Origin of the sequence: Rhizobium sp. 9140 (assembly GCF_900067135.1) — a bacterium.
Lineage (GTDB): Bacteria > Pseudomonadota > Alphaproteobacteria > Rhizobiales > Rhizobiaceae > Ferranicluibacter.
The window spans coordinates 1,093,079-1,112,708 of sequence record NZ_FJUR01000001.1 but is presented as its reverse complement, the minus strand read 5'-3'; the positions used below and the strand labels follow the sequence as shown (position 1 = coordinate 1,112,708).

The window sequence follows — 19,630 nt, the reverse complement described above, 5'->3', positions numbered from 1 at the left end:
TGTGCGATGGACCGGATTTCGGTGGCGCCTTGCCGGGCGATCGTCTCTGCTTGTCCTTCAAGGGGCGTCGTTTCCCGTTTCTTCAGCGTGTTGCGTGCAAATAGCATCGCAACCGCTCTTGGCAAAGCGGTTTCCGCCCGTAGATTCCAAGCCACGCGGCGGCAGGGCGCGACGTCTGCTGCCGCAGCGCATGAAATCGAGGAGGACATCCATGGACATGACCGGTGAAGAGCGGATCTCCGCACCGCGCGACGCTGTCTGGGCGGCGCTCAACGATCCCGAGGTGCTCAGGGATTGCATTCCCGGCTGCACGCGTCTCGAATGGACATCGCCGACGACGCTCGATGCGGTGGTCACCGTAAAGTTCGGCTTCATGTCGATGGCGTTTTCGGGCGTCATCACGCTCTCGAACATGAACCCGCCCGAGAGCTACACGATCTCGGGAGAGGGCAAAGGCGGCCTTGCCGGGTACGCCAAAGGCGGCGCGGATGTGCGGCTGGTGGAGGACGGCGAGGACACTATCCTGCATTACGCCATAATCGCGGATGTCTCCGGAAAAATTGCATCGCTCGGATCGACGCTTGTAAAATCCGGCGCAAACCGAATCGCGAGCCGCTTTTTTTCCGACTTCACCGCGGCCGCCAATGCCAAAGCGGCAGCGGCCTGAGGCTTATTTCTGCTGGGCGGCGATCATCGTCGGTGTCGATCCCTGGAAGGCCGGGCGATCGGCAACGGGATTTGCGGCCTGGGCCGAGACGATCGCCTCCTGCTGCAGGCGGCGCTTTTCTGCTTCCGTGTGCCACTTCAGCGCTTCCTTCGCTTCGACACGCGAGCGCTTGCGATACTTGCCCTGGCTGAACCAGACGGCAGAAGCGCCGATGACGAGGCCGAGAATGGCGGCGAGAAACAGGAAGACGAAGAAGGGGGCTGATACTGCCAGGACCGTGTCGGACGGATCGAACGGATTGAAGCCCAGCGTGACCGGTTGCCGGTTGGCAACACAGAGCACGACGAGCACGATCCCGAGCGGAACGAGGACGACGATGTTCAGAATTTTACGCAGCATGCGAACCAGTCTCCGCGTCTATCAGGGCTTGACGACAACATGGGCGGCAAACGTGCCGGGTCAAGATCAGACCGCCGTGAACGAAAACGGCGATCGCGACATCAATCTTCGTCTTCCTCGTCCACGTCAGCGTCGGAGCCCGGGTTCAGCCGCTCGCGCAACTCCTTGCCGGTCTTGAAGAACGGCACCCATTTTTCCTCGACGAAGACGCTATCGCCCGTGCGGGGGTTGCGACCCGAGCGGGACGGACGGTTCTTGACGGAGAAGGCGCCGAAGCCGCGCAGCTCGACGCGATTGCCCGCCGCCAGCGCATCCGTAATCTCATCGAGAACGGCGTTGACGATGTTCTCGACATCGCGGTGATAGAGGTGCGGATTTCGCGCCGCCACGATCTGCACCAGTTCCGACTTGATCACCCTCTGCCCCCCTTTTGACGATGTTCTTCGCGATACGCCCGTCATCCACGGACAGACGAACGATATCGTTCCGCCAACCGGACACGCGTCAGCGCGGGTTGCCCCGCGCCCGGCGTCTCTCAATCGCGGCCAACCTGCCAAACGGAAACGAGACCGTCAAGAAACAACTTGTCCTGCGACAGATTTCCCGAAAAGGGAAAACCGTCAAATCCCAACGATTTGGCAAAGATAGCGGCCAGTGAGCCAAGCCCGAAGGGCAGCGCGGTTTCCGGCTTTTCCCAATCGACGATCGGCAGTGTATCGACAACATCCCGGCTCTTGAAATAGTTGCGGATCTCGCGCTCGCCGCCGAGTTCGTCGATGAGGTTCAGGTCGATCGCCTGCCGCCCCGTGAAAATGCGGCCATCGCCGAGACGAAGCGCTACCTCGCGCGGGATCTCGCGGCGTTCCGCGACGAGATCCACGAACCAGGCATAGCTGTCGTCGATCATCGACTGGATCACGGCCTTTGCCGCGTCGCTCGGGGGATGGAACGGCGACGGCTCGGCCTTTAGCGGCGCCGATTTGATCTCCTCCAGCGATACACCGAGCTTGTCGAGCAGCGTCTTGACCTGCGGATACTGGAAGAGGACGCCGATGGAGCCGGTGATGGAGGTGTCGCCGGCGATGATCCGGTCGCCAGCCAGCGCCACCATGTAGCCAGCGGACGCGGCCAGCGTCCGGACGTCGGATACGACCGGCTTCTTCTCGGCAACCTTGCGGATCGCATCGTAGAGCGTCTCGCCGCCGAAGGTGGAGCCGCCAGGCGAATTGATGCTGACGATCAGGCCCTTGACCTGATCGGCCTTGGCGATGCGGTCGAGCCGTTCGATCAGTTCGCGATCATCGAGAATGATGCCGGAGATGGTGACGCGCGCGACCTGGCTTGCGCCGAGCACACCCGAGCGCGACTGCGCGATGGCGACATAGGCGCCGATGGCGACGAGCACGATGAGGCCGATCGCCACGAGGCGCCAGAAACCAAGCTTGCGCCGAAGCTGCCGCCGATCGACGAATGCGAGAGGATCCATTCCAAATTTCCCTGTTCAGCGCGCAGCAGGACAAGCCGGCACCGTCTGTTCCAACGATGACTCCTACTGCATAAACGCGCAAACCGGTATCGGCCCGCGCGCAAAAATTCGCCCGCCAACAACAGGCTCCATGACGCTTTCGACAGGATCGACCGACGCCCGGTCCCTGCCGCGACAAAGAATTTCAAGCCTCCATTGTACGGCGACATAAAAATCTCCATATTCGCTCTTCTTGACACCATCGGCTGACGCAGCACGGACCTCGACTTCGTCACGCCCCTGGATTTACGGAACCGCTCATGGCGAACGATGTGCATTTTCCCGGCGCCCTGCCGCATACGGGGCCGACGGTCAACGACGCCTATGAACGGGCGGCGCGGCATTCGCGCCGGGTCAAGCGGCTGAAGATCGTCCTGCCGATCGTCGCCGTGATCATAGCCGTGATCTTTGCTGCCGTCTCCATCGTGCGCACCATGCTGCCGGAGGAACTGCATATCGAGAACGCGACCATCGAGAACGGCAAGATCGTCATGCAGAATCCCGCGATATCGGGGCGCAACAAGCAGGATATCAGCTACTCGATGAAGGCCGAGCGGGCGCTGCAGGACATCGCCAATCCGGATCTCATCACGCTTGAAAAGATCCACGCGGAAATGCCGGTCAACGACAAGACGATCGCGACCGTGGATGCGACGAGCGGACTTTACGATCGTGGCGGCAATACGCTCGACATGAACGCTCCCTTTACCATCTCCATGAACAATGGCGTGATCGCCGATTTCCAGTCCGCCTATCTGGATATCAATGCGGGCGAGATGCAGAGCAAGAAGCCGATCGCCATCCGGATGTCCGGTGGGTCGATTGTTGCGCAAGAGATGAGAATGACGGATAAAGGGCGGGTTATTTCCTTTGAAGGCATGGTGAAGGTCGTCGTCGAGCCGAGCACCATACGCAAGAACGCAAATTAGGACCCGGTGCCATCCATGTCGACCCTCCATGCCTCCTTCCCCCGCCGCAGCCTTTCCATCGCTGGCATCCTCGCGTCTTCGCTGGCCTGTCTCTGCCTGACGATCGTTCCGGCATCTGCCCAGCAGAAAAGCCGGATGAACGGCATGAAGCTGTCCAACGACCAGCCGATCCAGATCGAAAGCGACAAGCTGGAGATCAAGGATCCCGAGAGCAAGGCGATCTTCACCGGCAACGTCAAGGTCGTGCAGGGCGCGACGACGCTGCAGGCGGGCAGCATGGTCGTCTACTACAAGTCCGGCGGCGGCTCGATTTCGGGCGGCAATGCCGAGATCGACCGGATCGAAGTCGACAACAAGGTGTTCCTGCAGTCCGGCACGCAGCAGGCGACGGCAGATAGCGGCCAGTTCAACATGGCAGCGCAGACGCTGGTGCTGAAGGGCAAGCAGGTCGTACTCTCGGAAGGCAAGAACGTCTTCAGCGGGTGCCAGCTGAATGTGCAGATGGAAACCGGAGAGGCACAGCTGGACTCCTGTGGCGGCCGCGTCCAGATCCAGCTCGATCCCAAATCCCAGAAGACCAACTGACGCAGCCCCAGATCGTGAACATTCCCTTCAAGCGCAAGCGCGGCGCCGAGCCGGCCGACATCTCCCATGCCAAGGATCCTGGCACGACTGTTTTCGATGACAGGTCACCCGAGGACAAGGCACGTTACGACGGCACGCTGATCGCGCGTGGCCTGACCAAGAGCTATCGCGACCGCAGGGTTGTGAACGGCGTGTCTCTGGTGGTGCGGCGCGGTGAGGCCGTCGGTCTTCTCGGACCGAACGGTGCCGGCAAAACCACCTGTTTCTACATGATCACCGGCCTCGTTCCCGTCGACGAAGGCTCGATCGAGATCAACGGCAACGACGTCACCTCCATGCCGATGTATCGTCGGGCGCGGCTCGGCGTCGGCTATCTGCCGCAGGAAGCGTCGATCTTTCGCGGGCTTTCGGTCGAGGACAATATCCGCGCCGTGCTGGAGTTGCACGAGCCCAAGCGCGCGACGCAGGACGCCAAGCTGAATGCGCTGCTCGACGAATTCAACATCACGCATCTGCGCAAGGCGGCGGCGATCTCGCTTTCGGGCGGCGAACGGCGGCGGCTGGAAATTGCCCGTGCGCTGGCGACGGACCCGACCTTCATGCTGCTCGACGAACCGTTTGCGGGCGTCGATCCCATTTCGGTCGCCGACATCCAGGCGCTGGTGCGTCATCTCACCTCGCGCGGCATCGGCGTGCTCATCACGGACCACAATGTCCGCGAGACGCTGGGCCTGATCGACCGCGCCTACATCATCCATGCGGGCGAAGTGCTAACCCATGGACGCGCCAACGACATCGTCAACAATCCCGATGTGCGCCGGCTCTATCTCGGCGACAACTTCAGCCTGTAACGCCCGGCGTGCCGCGATCCTGCGTGTCTGCGGAAGACGCTTCAGGCCCGGGTTTTAACCCAGGTCGTTGCCGCAGGATCGCTGCGCATCTCTGCGCGACACGCATTGGGAGCCGTGAAGGCCAGGCATGACTTGCCATGCTCGCGAGACGAACCACTGCTCTTCCCCTTTGACGTCGCGCGTCCCTCTTGACGCAGCCCGACGATTGCGCGACGTTCAGCCATCGATGCTGCCGGGGGGCCGCGCCATCGAAAAGATGGAACTTCCGCGTCTGCCGATGCTCCGACATCCTTAATGGTTTGTCAGCGACACCTGAGATCGCGGAGCATGTCGGATCACATTGACATCCGCCCTGCCGCTTCTTCCGGCACTGTGCTTTCACCAGCGGCAAACTTATCAAATTTACGACAGCCGCTTGACCAAACCTTTTTAATAAGCAATTTTCGGGCCAGTTTACAAAGTGAGCCCAAGATTTCGTGTCAGAGCAGGCAGCGTGCCGGATATCGGGAGCGCTGCGCGTCATGTTTCACGACACCGTGGTGGCTTCATTGCTTTGAGCTGATGCAGAGGTCCTGATGCCGTTTACGGTATCGAGATGTCTGCCGTAGGGGAGTTTTGCGTTCATGGCACTTTCGGCTAGCCTTTATCTGCGCCAGTCCCAGACCTTGGCTATGACGCCGCAGCTGATGCAGTCGATCCAGCTGTTGCAGATGACGCATTTTGAGTTGACGCAGTTCATCGAGCAGGAAGTCGAGAAGAACCCTCTCCTTGAATTCGTCTCGGAAGCCGACCATTCGGCCGAAAGCGCGCGTGAGGACATGCCGTCCGAAAGCCGTGACGGCGAGGATTTTTCCGGCCTGACCGACGTCTATGACGGCACGACGCGCGACGATTCCCTGCGCATGAGCGAGACGCTGGACGCCAATTTCGAGAACGTCTTCCCGGACGACACCTCCCCCCAGCGCGCCGATGCGCCGGAACTGCTCAGCCAGTGGAAATCCATGTCCGGCGGGGGCGACGGGGAGACCAGCGAGGGCTACGATCTCGAGGATTTCGTCGCGAACCGGCTGACCTTGCGCGACGTGCTGAACGAGCAGCTGATCCTCAGCATTCATAGTGCCCGCGACCGGCTGATCGCCCAAGCGCTGATCGACCAGCTCGATGATGCGGGCTATCTGCACGCCGACACGACGGAAACGGCCGAACAGCTTGGCTGCACGGTGTGCGATGTCGAGGCGGTGCTTGCCACCCTGCAACGCTTCGATCCGCCCGGCGTCTTCGCCCGGAGCCTCAGCGAATGTCTCGCGATCCAGCTACGCCAGAAGAATCGGCTTGATCCGGCAATGTCGGCCCTTATCGGCAATCTCGAACTGCTCGCACGGCGGGATTTCGCAACGTTGAAGAAGCTCTGCGGCGTCGACGAAGAAGATCTCATCGATATGCTCGGCGAGATCCGCAAGCTCGATCCGAAGCCGGGCACGAGCTTCGAGATGACGCCTTGCGAGGCGATCGTGCCGGATATCGTGGTGCGCGCGGCGCCGGACGGCACCTGGGCCGTGGAACTCAATCCGGAAACGCTGCCGCGCGTGCTCGTCAACCAGGTCTATTACACCACCGTTTCGCGTCACGCGCCGAAGAACAGCGGCGACCACGCGTTCCTGTCGGAGTGCCTTCAGACCGCCAACTGGCTGACCCGCAGCCTCGACCAGCGCGCCAAGACGATCATGAAGGTGGCGACCGAGATCGTGCGTCAGCAGGACGCGTTTCTCGTCAACGGTGTCGATCACCTGCGGCCGCTCAACCTCAAGACGATCGCCGATGCGATCAAGATGCACGAGTCGACTGTCAGCCGCGTGACCTCCAACAAGTACATGCTGACGCCGCGCGGCCTGTTCGAGCTGAAATATTTCTTCACCGTCTCGATCGGCTCGGCGGAAGGCGGAGACGGGCATTCGGCGGAATCGGTTCGCCACCGCATCCGCAACATGATCGTGCTCGAAAGCCCGGAAGCCGTGCTGTCGGACGACGACATCGTGGAGATCCTGAAGAAGGGCGGCGTCGATCTCGCCCGCCGGACGGTGGCAAAATATCGTGAAGCGATGAATATTCCCTCATCCGTGCAGCGCCGGCGCGAAAAACGCGCCATGGCAAAGGTTTCCGCCTAACCGACGAGATCGACCGCGTGCACTGCGGCACCGACAACACGCAATGGGTGTTAAGCTTTCATTGACATTTGACGGCAGCCCGCTTATAGGGCGCGCCGACAGTCATCAACGATGGGCTCCTTTTTCTCCTTCCCCGACATCGCCGATCACATGCAAAGTGAAAACGGCTGCGTGAAAGGCTTGGAGGTAGGAGGCGCTTGGAATAAACTGGACACGCAAATCATGAAAGAGAGGAAACTCCATGAATGTGCGTGTGTCCGGTAAACATATGGAAATCGGCGAGAGCTTTCGTCTTCGAATCGAGGACCAGATCACTCAGGCGGTCACCAAGTATTTCGACGGAGGGTATTCGAGCCAGGTCACGGTGGTGAAGTCGGGACCGCGTTTCAGCGCGGACTGCATGATCCACCTCGACACGGGCGCCACGTTGCATGCGAACGGCGAGGCTTCGGAGCCGCAGGCCGCATTCGACGCGGCATCGGAACGGATTGCAAAGCGCATTCGGCGATACAAGCGCAGGCTGAAGGATCACCACAACGGCAGTGGTCATGCCGGGCTCGAAGTCGCCTACACCGTGATGGACTCGGTGCCGGACGAAGAGGACGACGTGCCGGAGGATTACGCACCGACGATCGTTGCGGAAAGCTCCAAGCAGATCCGGACCATGTCGGTGGCGAATGCCGTCATGGCACTCGACATGACGGACAATCCTGTGCTGATGTTCCGCAATCCCGGCAATGACGAACTCAACATCGTCTATCGCCGGACGGATGGGAATATCGGCTGGATCGACGCCGCCACTATGAAGAGCTGACGCAGGGACGAAGCACCGCCTCGGGATCGTCGCGATGCGGCGCTCCGGGTGGCGCCTGAAACAGAGACCGAGCCTGCCCGTGAAATTTCGTTCCACGGGGGCCGGTCATGACAAGCGAGGCGGCGCGCGGAAAGCGGCCGCCTCGTTATCGACGGTGAACGGCAGGCACGGGGATGAAGCCTGTCGAGCATCGAGGGAAACGGGCCGCAGGGCCGGCACGTCGTGCCGCCTGATGCGACCCTGTCAACTAAGGTAAGACAACATGGCATTGGCAGGTCTGCTGCAGCAAGATGCGATATTTCCGAGCGTTCGGGTCCAGTCCAAGAAGCAGTTGCTTCAGGAACTGGCCATCAAGGCTTCCAAGCTGACCGGCCTGCCCGAGCGCGAGATCTTCGACGTCATTCTGCAGCGCGAGCGTCTTGGCTCGACAGGCGTTGGCAACGGCATTGCCATTCCGCATGGCAAGCTTCCCGGCGTGACAGCCATCGTCGGCATTTTCGCGCGGTTGGAAACGCCTGTGGATTTCGAGGCGCTGGACGATCAGCCAGTCGATCTCGTCTTCCTGCTGCTTGCTCCGGAAGGCGCGGGCGCCGACCATCTGAAGGCGCTCTCGCGCATTGCACGCGTATTGCGCGACCCCGACATGGTGGCCCGCCTGCGCGGCACCGAGTCCGCCTCCGCCATCTACACCTTCCTCAGCGACGACCAGACCTCCAACGCGGCCTGACGTTCGACGCAGGCTTGGTCTGATCTTTTTCGCCCTGCCTCCACGTTGATATCGACAGCGCCCTGCTCCGGGTGAATACTCCCGTTCGACAAACGGGAGACAAGAGCGCATGGCCGGAACGGGTTCGGGACGATTGGCGGGCAAGATTGCCCTCATCAGTGGCGGTGCCGGCGGCTGCGGCCTTGCGGCGTCGGAGCTCTTCGCTCAGGAAGGCGCAAAGGTCGGCATCGTCGATCTGCCGTCGAGCCGTGGCGAAGAGGTTGCGGCGGCCATTCGTGCCGCCGGTGGCGAGGCGATCTTCGCGCCGGCCGACGTGTCCGTCTCACGCGACGTCACCGCAGCGGTCAAAGCCGTCGAGGCCGCTTTCGGAGCGATCACCGTTCTCTTCAATCATGCGGGAATCCTCGCCGTCGGACCGTTTCTCGAAACGGAGGAGGATGAGTGGGACCGGCTGATGGCGGTCAATGTCCGCTCCATGTTCCTGATGACCAAGGCCGTGCTGCCGGGCATGATCGCGGCTGGCGGCGGCAGCATCGTCTCGACCTCCTCGATATCAGCCGTTGCCGCGACGCCGATGGAGGTGCTCTACGACACGACGAAGGGCGCCTGCCATATGTTTGCCCGCGCCATCGCCGTGGAATTCCGCGGCCGCAATATCCGCTCCAACGCCGTCTGCCCGGGCTTCATCGCCACCGACCACGGCAAGCGCGAACTGGTGGGTCTCGCAAAGTACGGCATCGACGTCTCGGATGCGGCCATCGCCGCGCAGCAGGGGCGTCTCTGCGAGCCGATCGAGGTGGCGCGTGCCGCCTTGTTTCTTGCCAGCGACGAGGCGAGCTTCATCAACGGCACGCATCTGTTCGTCGACAATGGCTTCACCGCCGTCTGAAAGGACCCGTCATGGACACGACGATATCGAGACAGACCGGTGGCCTCTGGCGGAACTGGGTCGGAAACCAGGCCTGCGTGGTGCGAGCCCGTGGCACCCCCGGCAGCGAGGCGGAACTGTCGGACATGGTGCGGGCGGCGGCGGCCGAAGGGATGGCGGTGCGCTGCGCCGGCTCGGGTCACTCCTTCACGCCCGTGGCGCTCACCAGCGGCCTGCACCTAACGCTGTCGGGCATGCAGGGCGTGACCGGTATCGACCGGGCGCGCAAACGGGTTTCGGTCTCGGCGGGAACCACCATCAATGCGCTCGGCAAGGTGCTGAAGGAGAACGGCCTCTCGCTGATCAACCAGGGTGATATCGACAGCCAGGCGCTGGCGGGCGCCCTTACGACCGGCACGCATGGCACGGGCGCAACGCTCGGCAACATGGCCTCGCAGATCGTCGGCATGCGGATCGTCCAGCCGGATGGCAGCATTCTGATTGCAGACGAAAGCAAACCGGATCTGTTGAACGCCGCGCGCGTCTCCATCGGCATGCTGGGCGTGATCTCGGAGATCACATTGCAGGCAATGGACAGCTACCGCCTGCATGAGACGCTCTGGCGCTGCAGTTTCGATGAGTGCATGGAGAGCCATGACGAGCTTGCCGCCCGACACCGGCACTTCGGCTTCTTCTGGTGTCCCGTCCCCGAAAGCCGGCACTGCTACTGCCTGCCGGATACCTCGTCGGTCTCCACGACTGACAGCCTGTCGGATGTCTGCGAGATGAAGGTCATCGACATCACGGATGCGGAACCGATGGAACGGGGATTCGAGAAGATCGCCTATTCCTCGGAGATCTATCCGATCGAATATGTGCCGAATTTCCACGAACTGGAATATGCCGTGCCCGTACGGCATGGCAAAGAGGCCTGCCGGGCGGTGCGCGAGTTGATGCTCGCCAAGCACCCGACCTGCATCTACCCGATCGAGTACCGCTTCACCGCTGGCGATCCCGGCTGGATCAGCCCGTTCTTCGAACAGGATTCGATCACCCTCTCCGTCTCCGGCGAGCCGGGTACGGACTACTGGGCGTATCTGTCGGATGTCGATGCAATCCTGCGGCAGTTCGGTTCACGACCGCACTGGGGAAAGCTGCATTTTCTGACGGGGGACGACGTGACCGCGCTCTATCCCAGAGCCGGGCACTTCCGGGCCTTGCGGGAGACGCTCGATCCCGGCGGGGTATTTCTCAACGACCACCTGCGGCAGCTGTTCGGGTAGGCCGCGCCGGAGCAGGGAGCGCGCGAAAGATCGGAAGCCGGAGAAGGTTGCTCACCCTCCCCGGCCTTCGTTCACTATCAGCCGGCCGACGCTTCGCCTTCGGCGACGGCAACCTTCGGGCCGCCCTTGGCAACGCCGACCATGGCAGGACGCAGGACGCGCTCGCCGATGGTGAAGCCGGCCTGGACGACCTGAACGACCGTGTTGTGCGGCACGTCGGGGTTGGGGATCTCGAACATCGCCTGATGGAAGTTCGGATCGAACTTCTGGCCTTCCGGCTCGAGCTTGCGAACCCCGTGACGCTCGAGTGTCGAGAGCATGGACCGCTCGGTCAGCTCGACACCTTCGATCAAGGTGCTGAGGCCCGCATCGGCACCGGCCCGCACGTCGGCAGGAATGGCATCCAGCGCACGACGGAGATTGTCGGACACGGCCAACATGTCGCGGGCAAAGCCTGCGACAGAGTAGGACTTGGCATCCTTGACTTCGCGCTCCGTGCGACGGCGCAGATTGTCCATGTCGGCCGCCAGCCGCATGTAGCGGTCACGGAAATCAGCCGCTTCGGCGCGCGCGGCCTCCAGCTCTTCGGATTGGGCCTGAGCCGCCTCATCGGCATCCTCAAACATGTCTTGCACATCTGCCTCGGCCGGCGTGACGATGTCTTCCGCCGGTTTGCTGGCTTCGGCACCGTGTTTGTTTGTTTCGTCGGTCATGACGTCTCCGCATTCAGGATCGTTTCGGGAATTTGATGCCGATATCGAGGTTCGGGCGCCAAAAATCAAGGGTCGTTGCACCCGATCGCCTGCCGCCCCCGGCATCGCCGGGGTCGGCTATCGTGAAAGGCGCGACATCAGCTGTGCCGTATAGTCCACCATCGGCACGATCCGCGCGTAATTCAGCCGTGTCGGGCCGATGACGCCGACAGCACCGATGATCCGGTCGTCCCCATCCTTATAGGGCGCGACGATCAGGGACGAGCCGGACAGCGAGAACAGCTTGTTTTCCGATCCGATAAAAATCCGCACGCCCGGCCCCGTCTCCGCAAGGCTGAGAAGCTCGATCATGCTGTCCTTCTTCTCGAGGTCATCGAACAGCATGCGCAGCCGGTCGATATCCTCCGCACCGGCAAGGCCTTCGAGCAAATTGGCACGGCCGCGCACGATCAACTGGGTCGGGCTCTTGTCGTCGGCATCGCTGCCGGACCAACTGGCAAGGCCACGCTCGACCAGATCCTGCGACAGCACGTCGAGTTCGGTGCGGACCGTTTCCTTGACCTTCTGCAACTGTCCGCGCACTTCGGCGAGGGTCTGGCCGGCGAGATGCGCATTCAGGAAATTCGCAGCCTCCGTCAGCTGCGAACTCGTGACGCCGGCGGGAAGCTCGATGATACGGTTTTCCACCTGATCGTGTTCGCCGACCAGCACCGCCAGGGCCTTGGTGGGCGCAAGACGCATGAATTCGACATGCTTGAGCACGGGATCGTTCTTCGCCGTGATGACGAGGCCGGCACCGCGCGACATGCCGGACAGGACCTGGCTCGCCTCGTTGAACAATTGCTCTACGGGCTGATCCCGGTCGCTCCGCCGCACCTGCCGGTCGATCGAAGCGCGGTCCTCGGCCGAGAGATTGCCGACCTGCATGAAGGCGTCCACGAAGAACCGCAGCCCGATCTGCGTCGGCAGGCGTCCGGCGCTGACATGCGGCGAATAGATGAGGCCGAGATCCTCCAGATCGCTCATGACGTTGCGCACCGAGGCCGGCGACAGCGACATCGGCAGAAGCCGCGACAGGCTGCGGGAGCCCAGCGGCTCACCGCTGTCGAGATAGCTTTCGACGATGCGGCGGAAGACCTCGCCGGAGCGCTCGTCGAGGGCCGAGAGCCTGTCGCGCATTGCCGATGTCAGCGCCGCCGTTTCGGTGGATCGTTCCTTTTGTGCCATGGCTGAAATATAGGGAGAGGCCGTCGGATCGACAAAGGGAAAATTGGCATTCGGCTGCCGCCGCACGACTTTGACAGCCCTATTTTACGCCCCGCATTTCCTTTGGGCGGCAACATAGGCTAGAAGGCACGCAACTTAGACCCAAGGAGTCCCCGATGCGGCCGTCCGGAAGAAAAACAGATCAGATGCGCAAGGTCACCTTCGAGCGCAATGTTTCCAAGCATGCCGAGGGCTCCTGCCTGGTCAAGTTTGGCGATACGCATGTGCTGTGCACCGCGAGTCTTGAAGAAAAGACGCCGCCATGGCTGCGCAACAGCGGCAAGGGCTGGGTAACCGCTGAATACGGCATGCTGCCGCGCGCGACCGGCGACCGCATGAAGCGCGAGGCCGCAACCGGCAAGCAGAGCGGCCGCACGCAGGAAATCCAGCGCCTCATTGGCCGCTCGCTCCGCTCGGTGGTCGATCTGCAGGCGCTGGGCGAACGCCAGATCTCGCTCGACTGCGACGTGATCCAGGCCGATGGCGGCACCCGCACGGCGTCCATCACCGGCGCATGGATCGCGCTGCACGACTGCCTGAAGTGGATGGAAGCGCGCAACATGACGAAGGTCGAGCGCGTGCTGAAGGATCATGTCGCGGCGATCTCCTGCGGCATCTTCGCCGATCAGGCCGTGATCGATCTGGACTATCTCGAAGACAGCGCCGCCGAGACGGATGCGAACTTCGTCATGACCGGCTCCGGCGGCATCGTCGAAATCCAGGGCACAGCCGAAGGCAAGCCGTTCTCGGAAGCCGAATTCGCGAGCCTCATGGGGCTGGCCAAGAACGGCATCTCGGAACTGGTCGCCTTGCAGAAGCGGACGATCGCATAAAGGACGGAGGCCAAGCGGTGGCGGATAGGACGCAGGTTCTCGAAGGTGTTCTGGAAACGGCACTTTACGCAGCCGATCTCGATGCGGCCGATCGCTTCTATGGCGATGTGCTCGGTCTGGAGCGCATCGCCCGCGTCGATGGCCGCCACCTGTTCTTTCGCTGCGGACAGGGCGTTCTCCTGATCTTCAATCCGACGGAGACGCTGAAGCCCGCCGAAGGCTCTGCCCTGCCTGTCCCCGTTCACGGGACGACCGGTCCCGGCCATGCCTGCTTCCGCGTATCGCGCGACAATCTGACATCCCTGCGGGAGAGACTTGCGGCGGATGGCGTGATGATCGAAAGTGACGTTACTTGGCCGACGGGCGCGCGATCCTTTTATTTTCGCGACCCGGCCGGCAACAGCCTGGAATGCGCCGAACCGGGCCTCTGGTCCATCGACTGAACTGTTCTTCTTCATGCCATGCGCCGACCGGTCGCTTCGCCGGATTGGACGACTCATATTTACCGAACCCATGTTTCCGCGGCGTCTCAACGCCCTCCGGTTGACCTTCCGAGACCCATGATGACACGAACGCTTGACGACAAGACCCTGATCGTCGCCAGCCACAATGCCGGCAAGATCCGCGAAATTCGCGACCTGATCGGCCCGCTCGGCTTTTCCGCCAAATCCGCCGCCGACCTCAACTTCATCGAGCCCGACGAGACCGGGACAACGTTCGAGGGAAACGCGACCATCAAGGCGCTGGCCTCCGCACAGGCTTCGGGCCTGCCGGCCCTGTCGGACGATTCCGGGCTTGTCGTGGACGCACTCGGTGGCGATCCCGGCGTCTACACGGCCAACTGGGCCGAAACCGCCGACGGGACGCGCGACTTTGCCATGGCCATGCACAAGGTGGAAACGGCCCTGCAAAACGTCGGCGCGGAGACGCCGGCAGCACGTTCTGCCCGCTTCGTCTCCGTGCTCTGCCTTGCTTGGCCGGATGGCAATGTGGAACTCTTCCGCGGCGAAGTCGAGGGCACCGTTGTCTGGCCCCCACGCGGCAGCCAGGGTTTCGGCTATGACCCTATCTTCCAGCCGCAGGGCCATGAGCGTACCTTCGGCGAAATGAGCGCCGACGAGAAGCACGGCTGGAAGCCGGGCGATGCCAACGCCCTCTCGCATCGCGCCCGCGCCTTCAAGGTGTTTGCCGAGACCTGCCTCGGCGCCTGACGGATATGGCTGATTTCTCCTTCATCGGCGACAAGACGGACCCCGGTTTCGGGGTCTACGTGCATTGGCCGTTCTGCGCGGCGAAGTGCCCTTATTGCGACTTCAACAGCCATGTGCGGCATCAGGGTGTCGATCAGGCACGCTACGTCTCCGCTTTTCTAAAAGAGATGGAGGAAGCGCGGCGGCTGTCGGGACCGCGCACCGTGACCAGCATCTTTCTCGGCGGCGGCACCCCCTCGCTGATGGACCCGGCGACGGTTGACGCCATCATGAACGGCATCGCCCGCTTCTGGCATGTGCCTGACGCCATCGAGATCACGCTGGAGGCCAACCCGTCGAGCGTCGAGGCGACTCGGTTTCGCGGCTATCGTTCAGCCGGCGTCAACCGCGTTTCCCTCGGCGTCCAGGCGCTGAACGATCGCGATCTCAAGTTCCTCGGGCGACTTCACAATGTGGAAGATGCGCTGAAGGCGATAGGCCTTGCGCGCGATATCTTCCCGCGCATGTCCTTCGACCTGATCTATGCCCGGCCGAACCAGACCGTCGAGGAGTGGGAGGCGGAGCTGAAGCAGGCCGTCTCCTATGCGGTCGACCATCTCTCGCTTTACCAGCTGACCATCGAGGAAGGCACGCCCTTTTTTGGCCTGCACAAGGCGGGCAAGCTCGTCGTACCCGATGGCGACCAGTCGGCGCTCCTTTACGAGGCGACGCAGGACATCACGGCTTCGATCGGCATGCCGGCCTACGAGGTTTCCAACCATGCGGTGCCCGGCGCCGAAAGTCGCCACAACCTCACCTATTGGCGCTATGGCGACTATGCCGGCATCGGCCCCGGCGCCCACGGCCGCCTGACGATCGGCCGCGAGAAGCTGGCGACGGCGACTGAGCGAAAGCCCGAGACATGGCTCGACCTCGTCGAGGCCAATGGTCACGGGATGATCGATCAGGAGGTGCTGGGCTATGACGAGCAATCCGACGAACTGCTGCTGATGGGCCTGCGCCTCAAGGAGGGTATCGACCTCGTGCGTTGGGAAGCGCTCTCCGGCCGGGCGCCGGATCCGGAGAAGGAACGGTTCCTGATCGAGCACGGCTTCATCGAGAGGATCGGCAATTCCCGGCTGCGCTGCACCCCCTCCGGCATGCTGATCCTCGACGCCGTGGTCGCCGATCTCGCCTGCTGAGAACGATCGGTGATGTTGTGACCGGCCGTTGAGGCCGGTCACAAGACGATCAGGCCCACTCGCCGCCACGCATTACAGGCACCTTCGTTCCGTCTTCCCGAACACCATCGATATCGACCTTGTCGGAACCGATCATCCAGTCGATGTGGATGAGGCTGGAATTGCCGCCCTGCGCCGCGATCTGCTCCTGGCTGAGGGACGCGCCGTCGAGGAAGCATTTCGAGTAGCACTGGCCGAGCGCGATGTGGCACGACGCGTTCTCGTCGAAAAGCGTGTTGTAGAACAGGACGCCGCTGGCGGAAATCGGCGAGGAATGCGGCACGAGGGCAACCTCACCCAGACGCCTCGCGCCTTCATCCGTATCCAGAACCTTGTTCAAAACCGATTCGCCCTTCGAGGCCTTGGCCTCGACGATCCGGCCGCCCTCGAAACGAACCTGGATGTCGTCGATCAACGTCCCTTGATGCGATAGCGGCTTCGTGCTGGAGACGTGGCCTTCGACGCGCAATGCATGCGGCGTAGTGAAGACCTCTTCGGTGGGGATATTGGGATTGCAGGTGATGCCATTCTTGGCGGTGGACGCGCCGCCGTGCCACTCGTGCCCGTCTGCGAGGCCAACCGTCAGATCCGTTCCCGGACCGGTGAAATGAAGCGCCGAGAAACGTTCGCCATTCAGCCAGGTCGAACGCTTGCGCAGGTTGGCGTTGTGCTCCTTCCACGCAGCGACCGGATCCTCGACATCGACACGCGATGCCGCGAAGATGGCGTTGGCCAGTTTCTCCACAGCCAAGTTTTCGGGATCGTCAGGAAACATCTGCCGTGCCCATGACGGATTGGGATAGGAGACAATGTTCCAGTTGATATCGAAGTTCGAAATCTTCTCCAGCGCCGGCTTGTAAGCGATGGACATGGCCTTGTTCGCCCGCGCGACCTTCGACGGGTCTTGCGTCGCCAGCATCATGGGATTGTCGCCGGAAATCGCCAAGCGCGCCGCGTTGCCGGCATAGGCCTTTGCCATGCCCTCATAGAGCCAGTCGCTGGCGCGGTCGAAACTCTCGTCCGGCGCATGTTCGTAGCGCGCCAGCGTGCTCTCTTCATCGGCATAGAACGTCGTGACGAGACCAGCACCGGCGCGATAGGCGTGCTTGGTGATCAACCGAACCATCGGCAGAGCCGCGATGGGCGCCGTGATCACAAGATCCTGGCCTCGTTCAAGACCAAGGCCGATCTTGACGGCCACCTCGGCCAGTTTCTCGAGTTTCCGGGCGTCGATCGGCTGGGTGAAGGCTGAAATCATGTTGAGCAACTTTCTCGTCGAAACAAGGTTCAAACGCCGCGGATGTCATCACTATTCTGAAAGTGTTTGACGATCAATGATCGGCGCGATGGTTTCGCAAGGCGCGCTCAAACGCCAATCCCATGACAAGCAGAAAAGCGGTCCATGTCCCAATATAGGACAGCGACAACAGATGTGTTGGATATGTCGGATAGAATGCCGTGCGGAAGAGAGAAACAAAATGCATCATCGGGTTCCAAGCTACAATATTTCGCAACTCCGGAGGCATGTACTCAGGAATAAAGAAGACTGCACTTAGAAAAATTTGCACACGCGAGAAAAAGCCCCAGAAAAACTTCCACAGAGGGAAGAGGAACGTTATGAATGAGTTGATAAGGCCTATACCGAAGGAAAACACAGCCAGCATGGCGAGACAAATCACCACTGGCGTGAAGTCATAAGGGATAGCATAACGTGATAGGCCTAGGGCGGAGATCATGACAAATCCCAATCCAAACAGCATGGTGAAGGACAGAAATTCGACAAAACCGCGCGCAATGGAATAATCGATCGCTTCGACGTAGGGAATATTTGTAACTGACTTCGCAGCTTCCAAGGCAGACGCCGTCTTGATACTAATTGTTCGGAAGAACAGCACAGGCAGAATGCCCGTGCTGATGAAAAGCAGCAAGCTGTCTCCAATAAGGAGATGCCTGTGCATAAACGTGAAAATCACCCAGTGAATGATGATGAAAACAATCGCTTCGAGCAGATCGAAAAGCTGCCCGAAAGCGTGCTTGCTGTTGCGCAAGCGAACCTCGCGGATCGTCAACGCGCTAACAATCCGAATCTGACGACTGACGCCAGTTGCAATTACACCGCTATTCATCGTCAACTCCCGACCAACCGCTCAAACCTACGCGTGGTCTCTGATGCTGTAGTACACGAGGGTAAGAACAACCCACATGCCGAGAGCCGAGAGGAAAACGAGGAACGTATCAACGATGGCCTTAGGATAGGAAGCAACTTGGGCGACACCCGGCTGGACATACGTTGCCAGGTAGATCTGATTGTTGCTCGCCAGCATTCGAGCATTCTCGTAATTTGTTAAAGAAGACGTATAAAGCTTGGTCGCGATATCCAGATCGCTCTGGATCTTATCGTACTGGGTCATCAGCTGCGCGTCGGCTAACATGCCAGTGCCTGCCGCGTCGTCGCTGGGGGAACGAACTTGCGACTGCAGCCGATCAAGTTCCTGCTGCGTTGCGTTTATCTGGGACTTCAGCACTGTTAGGCGCGGCGATTTGGCATCCATATAGCTTCCAAGCGCCGTGTACTGCGCCTGCAGGTCGGCAAGGCTACCGTGAAGCTTCGTGATCAGCTGGATCTTGCCGTCAGCTTCCTTGCGCGCGTCGATACTCTTCTGCCCGGTGCGCAACTCCGTTTCCTTGCTACGAACGTCCGTCAGTCGCTGTTCGGAACGATCGAGCTCCGCCTTGGCAAAGGCAAGCTGACTCTGGCGCGCTTTTTCCGAGAGATCGTTGACGAGCTTCTCGCAGAGCTCCTTCAGTGCAGACGAAATCCGGAAAGCGTCCTGTGGATTGAACGCCGCCACCTCGACCGTGTTGATACCCGTCGTCAAGTCGTAGCTTGTTGACAGACGCTTGTTCCAGTAACGAACAAGACCTTCCAACGAGATATCGGGCTGCAAGCGCGAGAGGAAATCAGCTTCCGGACGAGAGTACATTTCACGCAGGCCAACTTCTTTCTCCAACGCCTCGACTGCGTCACGACTCATGGCGTAGTCGGAAACGATGTAGCTGTTCGACATCGTCAATGCGAGTTCCCCAGCACTTGAGCCACCGCCTCCTTCGCCTGGACGAACCGAGAAGCGAAACTCCGAGACGTAGCGCGGCGACGCTATTGCAGCGTAGTAAACGCCGCCGATAATAGTAGGAACAACGACCATCAGGAAGAAAGCAAGCTTTGCGCCCGAAAAACCACCCTTCGCCTTCGTGACGAAGCCGGTCATCTTTTCGGATTTATAGGTAACCGTCGTCTTCCGAACCGGTTTTGTCGGCTTTTCCGGCAGATCCGGCATGCGCTTCGGCACCGCCGCCATCTGACGGTTCGGTCGAACCTCATCCAGCCTCAGAACAAGTGCGCCATCCTCCTGCCGTGATTTCAGCTTGTCGGCTCTCGCGGTCTTGGACGCGTCGCTCATTGGCACTCCTGAAGGGGTCTTCGGCCTGTTTCGCAGCATGTATACCATGACTTACGGCCATTCGGAAGATCACCGCGATAAAGCGCGGCGATCCTGTCCTGAGACAGCTTTTG

At 61.1% G+C, this 19,630-nt stretch carries 20 protein-coding genes and 1 pseudogene; 13 read left to right on the top strand and 8 right to left on the bottom strand.

Annotated elements, in window-relative coordinates:
- Window positions 1-211 precede the first annotated feature (211 nt).
- The gene (locus GA0004734_RS05160) at window positions 212-667 is read left to right on the top strand and encodes a CoxG family protein (RefSeq protein WP_092931774.1); all 456 of its coding nucleotides are present in this window, start codon (window positions 212-214) and stop codon (window positions 665-667) included.
- Between the two features lie 3 nt (window positions 668-670).
- Here GA0004734_RS05160 and GA0004734_RS05155 read toward each other — a convergent pair whose 3' ends face one another.
- The 3 genes from GA0004734_RS05155 to sppA all read right to left on the bottom strand — a co-directional run bounded on the left by GA0004734_RS05155 (window position 671) and on the right by sppA (window position 2,552).
- Window positions 671-1,066, bottom strand: coding sequence for a DUF1049 domain-containing protein (locus tag GA0004734_RS05155; protein ID WP_245292348.1), 396 nt, complete (start codon window positions 1,064-1,066; stop codon window positions 671-673).
- 101 nt (window positions 1,067-1,167) lie between these two features.
- A complete protein-coding gene (locus tag GA0004734_RS05150; protein WP_092931772.1) occupies window positions 1,168-1,482 on the bottom strand; it encodes an integration host factor subunit beta in 315 nt (104 codons plus the stop codon).
- Window positions 1,483-1,601: 119 nt separating this feature from the next.
- Window positions 1,602-2,552: a signal peptide peptidase SppA gene (sppA, locus tag GA0004734_RS05145; protein ID WP_092931770.1), complete on the bottom strand. Its 951-nt coding sequence runs from the start codon at window positions 2,550-2,552 to the stop codon at window positions 1,602-1,604.
- Window positions 2,553-2,851: 299 nt separating this feature from the next.
- Here sppA and lptC point away from each other — a divergent pair, with 299 nt between their 5' ends.
- From lptC to GA0004734_RS05105, 8 genes and pseudogenes are all read left to right on the top strand, one after another.
- Entirely contained in the window at window positions 2,852-3,520 is a 669-nt protein-coding gene (gene lptC / locus GA0004734_RS05140; protein WP_092931768.1) for an LPS export ABC transporter periplasmic protein LptC, read from the top strand.
- A gap of 15 nt (window positions 3,521-3,535) precedes the next feature.
- Entirely contained in the window at window positions 3,536-4,105 is a 570-nt protein-coding gene (locus GA0004734_RS05135) for an LptA/OstA family protein (RefSeq protein ID WP_092931767.1), read from the top strand.
- A 119-nt stretch (window positions 4,106-4,224) separates the two neighbouring features.
- A pseudogene (lptB, locus tag GA0004734_RS05130) lies at window positions 4,225-4,956 on the top strand (LPS export ABC transporter ATP-binding protein); the annotation flags it as partial.
- 623 nt (window positions 4,957-5,579) lie between these two features.
- Complete coding sequence (gene rpoN, locus GA0004734_RS05125) at window positions 5,580-7,121, top strand: RNA polymerase factor sigma-54 (protein ID WP_092931764.1); 1,542 nt, start codon at window positions 5,580-5,582, stop codon at window positions 7,119-7,121.
- A 241-nt stretch (window positions 7,122-7,362) separates the two neighbouring features.
- Complete coding sequence (gene raiA, locus GA0004734_RS05120; protein WP_092931762.1) at window positions 7,363-7,935, top strand: ribosome hibernation-promoting factor, HPF/YfiA family; 573 nt, start codon at window positions 7,363-7,365, stop codon at window positions 7,933-7,935.
- A gap of 262 nt (window positions 7,936-8,197) precedes the next feature.
- Complete coding sequence (ptsN, locus tag GA0004734_RS05115; protein WP_092931760.1) at window positions 8,198-8,662, top strand: PTS IIA-like nitrogen regulatory protein PtsN; 465 nt, start codon at window positions 8,198-8,200, stop codon at window positions 8,660-8,662.
- 109 nt (window positions 8,663-8,771) lie between these two features.
- Window positions 8,772-9,551 carry an SDR family NAD(P)-dependent oxidoreductase gene (locus tag GA0004734_RS05110; RefSeq protein WP_092931758.1) on the top strand — a complete coding sequence of 260 codons (780 nt, stop codon included), beginning with the start codon at window positions 8,772-8,774 and terminating at the stop codon, window positions 9,549-9,551.
- A gap of 23 nt (window positions 9,552-9,574) precedes the next feature.
- A complete protein-coding gene (locus GA0004734_RS05105; protein ID WP_175386455.1) occupies window positions 9,575-10,813 on the top strand; it encodes a D-arabinono-1,4-lactone oxidase in 1,239 nt (412 codons plus the stop codon).
- A gap of 77 nt (window positions 10,814-10,890) precedes the next feature.
- Here the strand turns inward: GA0004734_RS05105 and grpE are convergent, their stop codons facing one another.
- Window positions 10,891-11,526 (bottom strand): nucleotide exchange factor GrpE, encoded by a 636-nt coding sequence (gene grpE, locus GA0004734_RS05100; protein WP_092931754.1) that lies wholly within the window; start codon window positions 11,524-11,526, stop codon window positions 10,891-10,893.
- 117 nt (window positions 11,527-11,643) lie between these two features.
- Window positions 11,644-12,705, bottom strand: coding sequence for a heat-inducible transcriptional repressor HrcA (hrcA, locus tag GA0004734_RS05095; protein ID WP_092935941.1), 1,062 nt, complete (start codon window positions 12,703-12,705; stop codon window positions 11,644-11,646).
- 203 nt (window positions 12,706-12,908) lie between these two features.
- On the opposite strand from hrcA, the gene rph reads away from it, so the two are divergent.
- The 4 genes from rph (at window position 12,909) to hemW (ending at window position 16,017) form a co-directional block, all read left to right on the top strand.
- On the top strand, window positions 12,909-13,625 hold the full coding sequence (rph, locus tag GA0004734_RS05090; protein WP_092931752.1) for a ribonuclease PH: 717 nt from the start codon (window positions 12,909-12,911) through the stop codon (window positions 13,623-13,625).
- 17 nt (window positions 13,626-13,642) lie between these two features.
- Window positions 13,643-14,068, top strand: a complete 426-nt coding sequence (locus tag GA0004734_RS05085) for a VOC family protein (RefSeq protein ID WP_092931750.1) — start codon at window positions 13,643-13,645, stop codon at window positions 14,066-14,068.
- Window positions 14,069-14,188: 120 nt separating this feature from the next.
- Window positions 14,189-14,836, top strand: coding sequence for an RdgB/HAM1 family non-canonical purine NTP pyrophosphatase (gene rdgB / locus GA0004734_RS05080; protein ID WP_092935939.1), 648 nt, complete (start codon window positions 14,189-14,191; stop codon window positions 14,834-14,836).
- Window positions 14,837-14,841: 5 nt separating this feature from the next.
- Window positions 14,842-16,017 carry a radical SAM family heme chaperone HemW gene (gene hemW, locus GA0004734_RS05075; protein ID WP_092931748.1) on the top strand — a complete coding sequence of 392 codons (1,176 nt, stop codon included), beginning with the start codon at window positions 14,842-14,844 and terminating at the stop codon, window positions 16,015-16,017.
- Window positions 16,018-16,066: 49 nt separating this feature from the next.
- On the opposite strand, the gene GA0004734_RS05070 is transcribed toward hemW, so the two are convergent.
- The 3 genes from GA0004734_RS05070 to GA0004734_RS05060 form a co-directional block, all read right to left on the bottom strand.
- Window positions 16,067-17,314: an aminopeptidase gene (locus GA0004734_RS05070; protein ID WP_092931746.1), complete on the bottom strand. Its 1,248-nt coding sequence runs from the start codon at window positions 17,312-17,314 to the stop codon at window positions 16,067-16,069.
- A gap of 73 nt (window positions 17,315-17,387) precedes the next feature.
- Window positions 17,388-18,182, bottom strand: coding sequence for an ABC transporter permease (locus GA0004734_RS05065; protein ID WP_245292347.1), 795 nt, complete (start codon window positions 18,180-18,182; stop codon window positions 17,388-17,390).
- A 27-nt stretch (window positions 18,183-18,209) separates the two neighbouring features.
- Window positions 18,210-19,517, bottom strand: coding sequence for a hypothetical protein (locus tag GA0004734_RS05060; RefSeq protein ID WP_092931744.1), 1,308 nt, complete (start codon window positions 19,515-19,517; stop codon window positions 18,210-18,212).
- Window positions 19,518-19,630 lie beyond the last annotated feature (113 nt).

Excerpts from the sequence above, each read along its gene's own strand:
- hemW (WP_092931748.1), top strand. The coding sequence starts at position 14,842 with ATGGCTGATTTCTCCTTCATCGGCGACAAGACGGACCCCGGTTTCGGG.
- GA0004734_RS05070 (WP_092931746.1), bottom strand. The coding sequence starts at position 17,314 with ATGATTTCAGCCTTCACCCAGCCGATCGACGCCCGGAAACTCGAGAAA.
- GA0004734_RS05060 (WP_092931744.1), bottom strand. The coding sequence starts at position 19,517 with ATGAGCGACGCGTCCAAGACCGCGAGAGCCGACAAGCTGAAATCACGG.
- rdgB (WP_092935939.1), top strand. The coding sequence starts at position 14,189 with ATGACACGAACGCTTGACGACAAGACCCTGATCGTCGCCAGCCACAAT.
- rph (WP_092931752.1), top strand. The coding sequence starts at position 12,909 with ATGCGGCCGTCCGGAAGAAAAACAGATCAGATGCGCAAGGTCACCTTC.
- GA0004734_RS05135 (WP_092931767.1), top strand. The coding sequence starts at position 3,536 with ATGTCGACCCTCCATGCCTCCTTCCCCCGCCGCAGCCTTTCCATCGCT.
- GA0004734_RS05155 (WP_245292348.1), bottom strand. The coding sequence starts at position 1,066 with ATGCTGCGTAAAATTCTGAACATCGTCGTCCTCGTTCCGCTCGGGATC.
- GA0004734_RS05065 (WP_245292347.1), bottom strand. The coding sequence starts at position 18,182 with ATGAATAGCGGTGTAATTGCAACTGGCGTCAGTCGTCAGATTCGGATT.
- GA0004734_RS05160 (WP_092931774.1), top strand. The coding sequence starts at position 212 with ATGGACATGACCGGTGAAGAGCGGATCTCCGCACCGCGCGACGCTGTC.
- raiA (WP_092931762.1), top strand. The coding sequence starts at position 7,363 with ATGAATGTGCGTGTGTCCGGTAAACATATGGAAATCGGCGAGAGCTTT.
- hrcA (WP_092935941.1), bottom strand. The coding sequence starts at position 12,705 with ATGCGCGACAGGCTCTCGGCCCTCGACGAGCGCTCCGGCGAGGTCTTC.
- sppA (WP_092931770.1), bottom strand. The coding sequence starts at position 2,552 with ATGGATCCTCTCGCATTCGTCGATCGGCGGCAGCTTCGGCGCAAGCTT.
- ptsN (WP_092931760.1), top strand. The coding sequence starts at position 8,198 with ATGGCATTGGCAGGTCTGCTGCAGCAAGATGCGATATTTCCGAGCGTT.
- rpoN (WP_092931764.1), top strand. The coding sequence starts at position 5,580 with ATGGCACTTTCGGCTAGCCTTTATCTGCGCCAGTCCCAGACCTTGGCT.
- lptC (WP_092931768.1), top strand. The coding sequence starts at position 2,852 with ATGGCGAACGATGTGCATTTTCCCGGCGCCCTGCCGCATACGGGGCCG.
- GA0004734_RS05110 (WP_092931758.1), top strand. The coding sequence starts at position 8,772 with ATGGCCGGAACGGGTTCGGGACGATTGGCGGGCAAGATTGCCCTCATC.
- grpE (WP_092931754.1), bottom strand. The coding sequence starts at position 11,526 with ATGACCGACGAAACAAACAAACACGGTGCCGAAGCCAGCAAACCGGCG.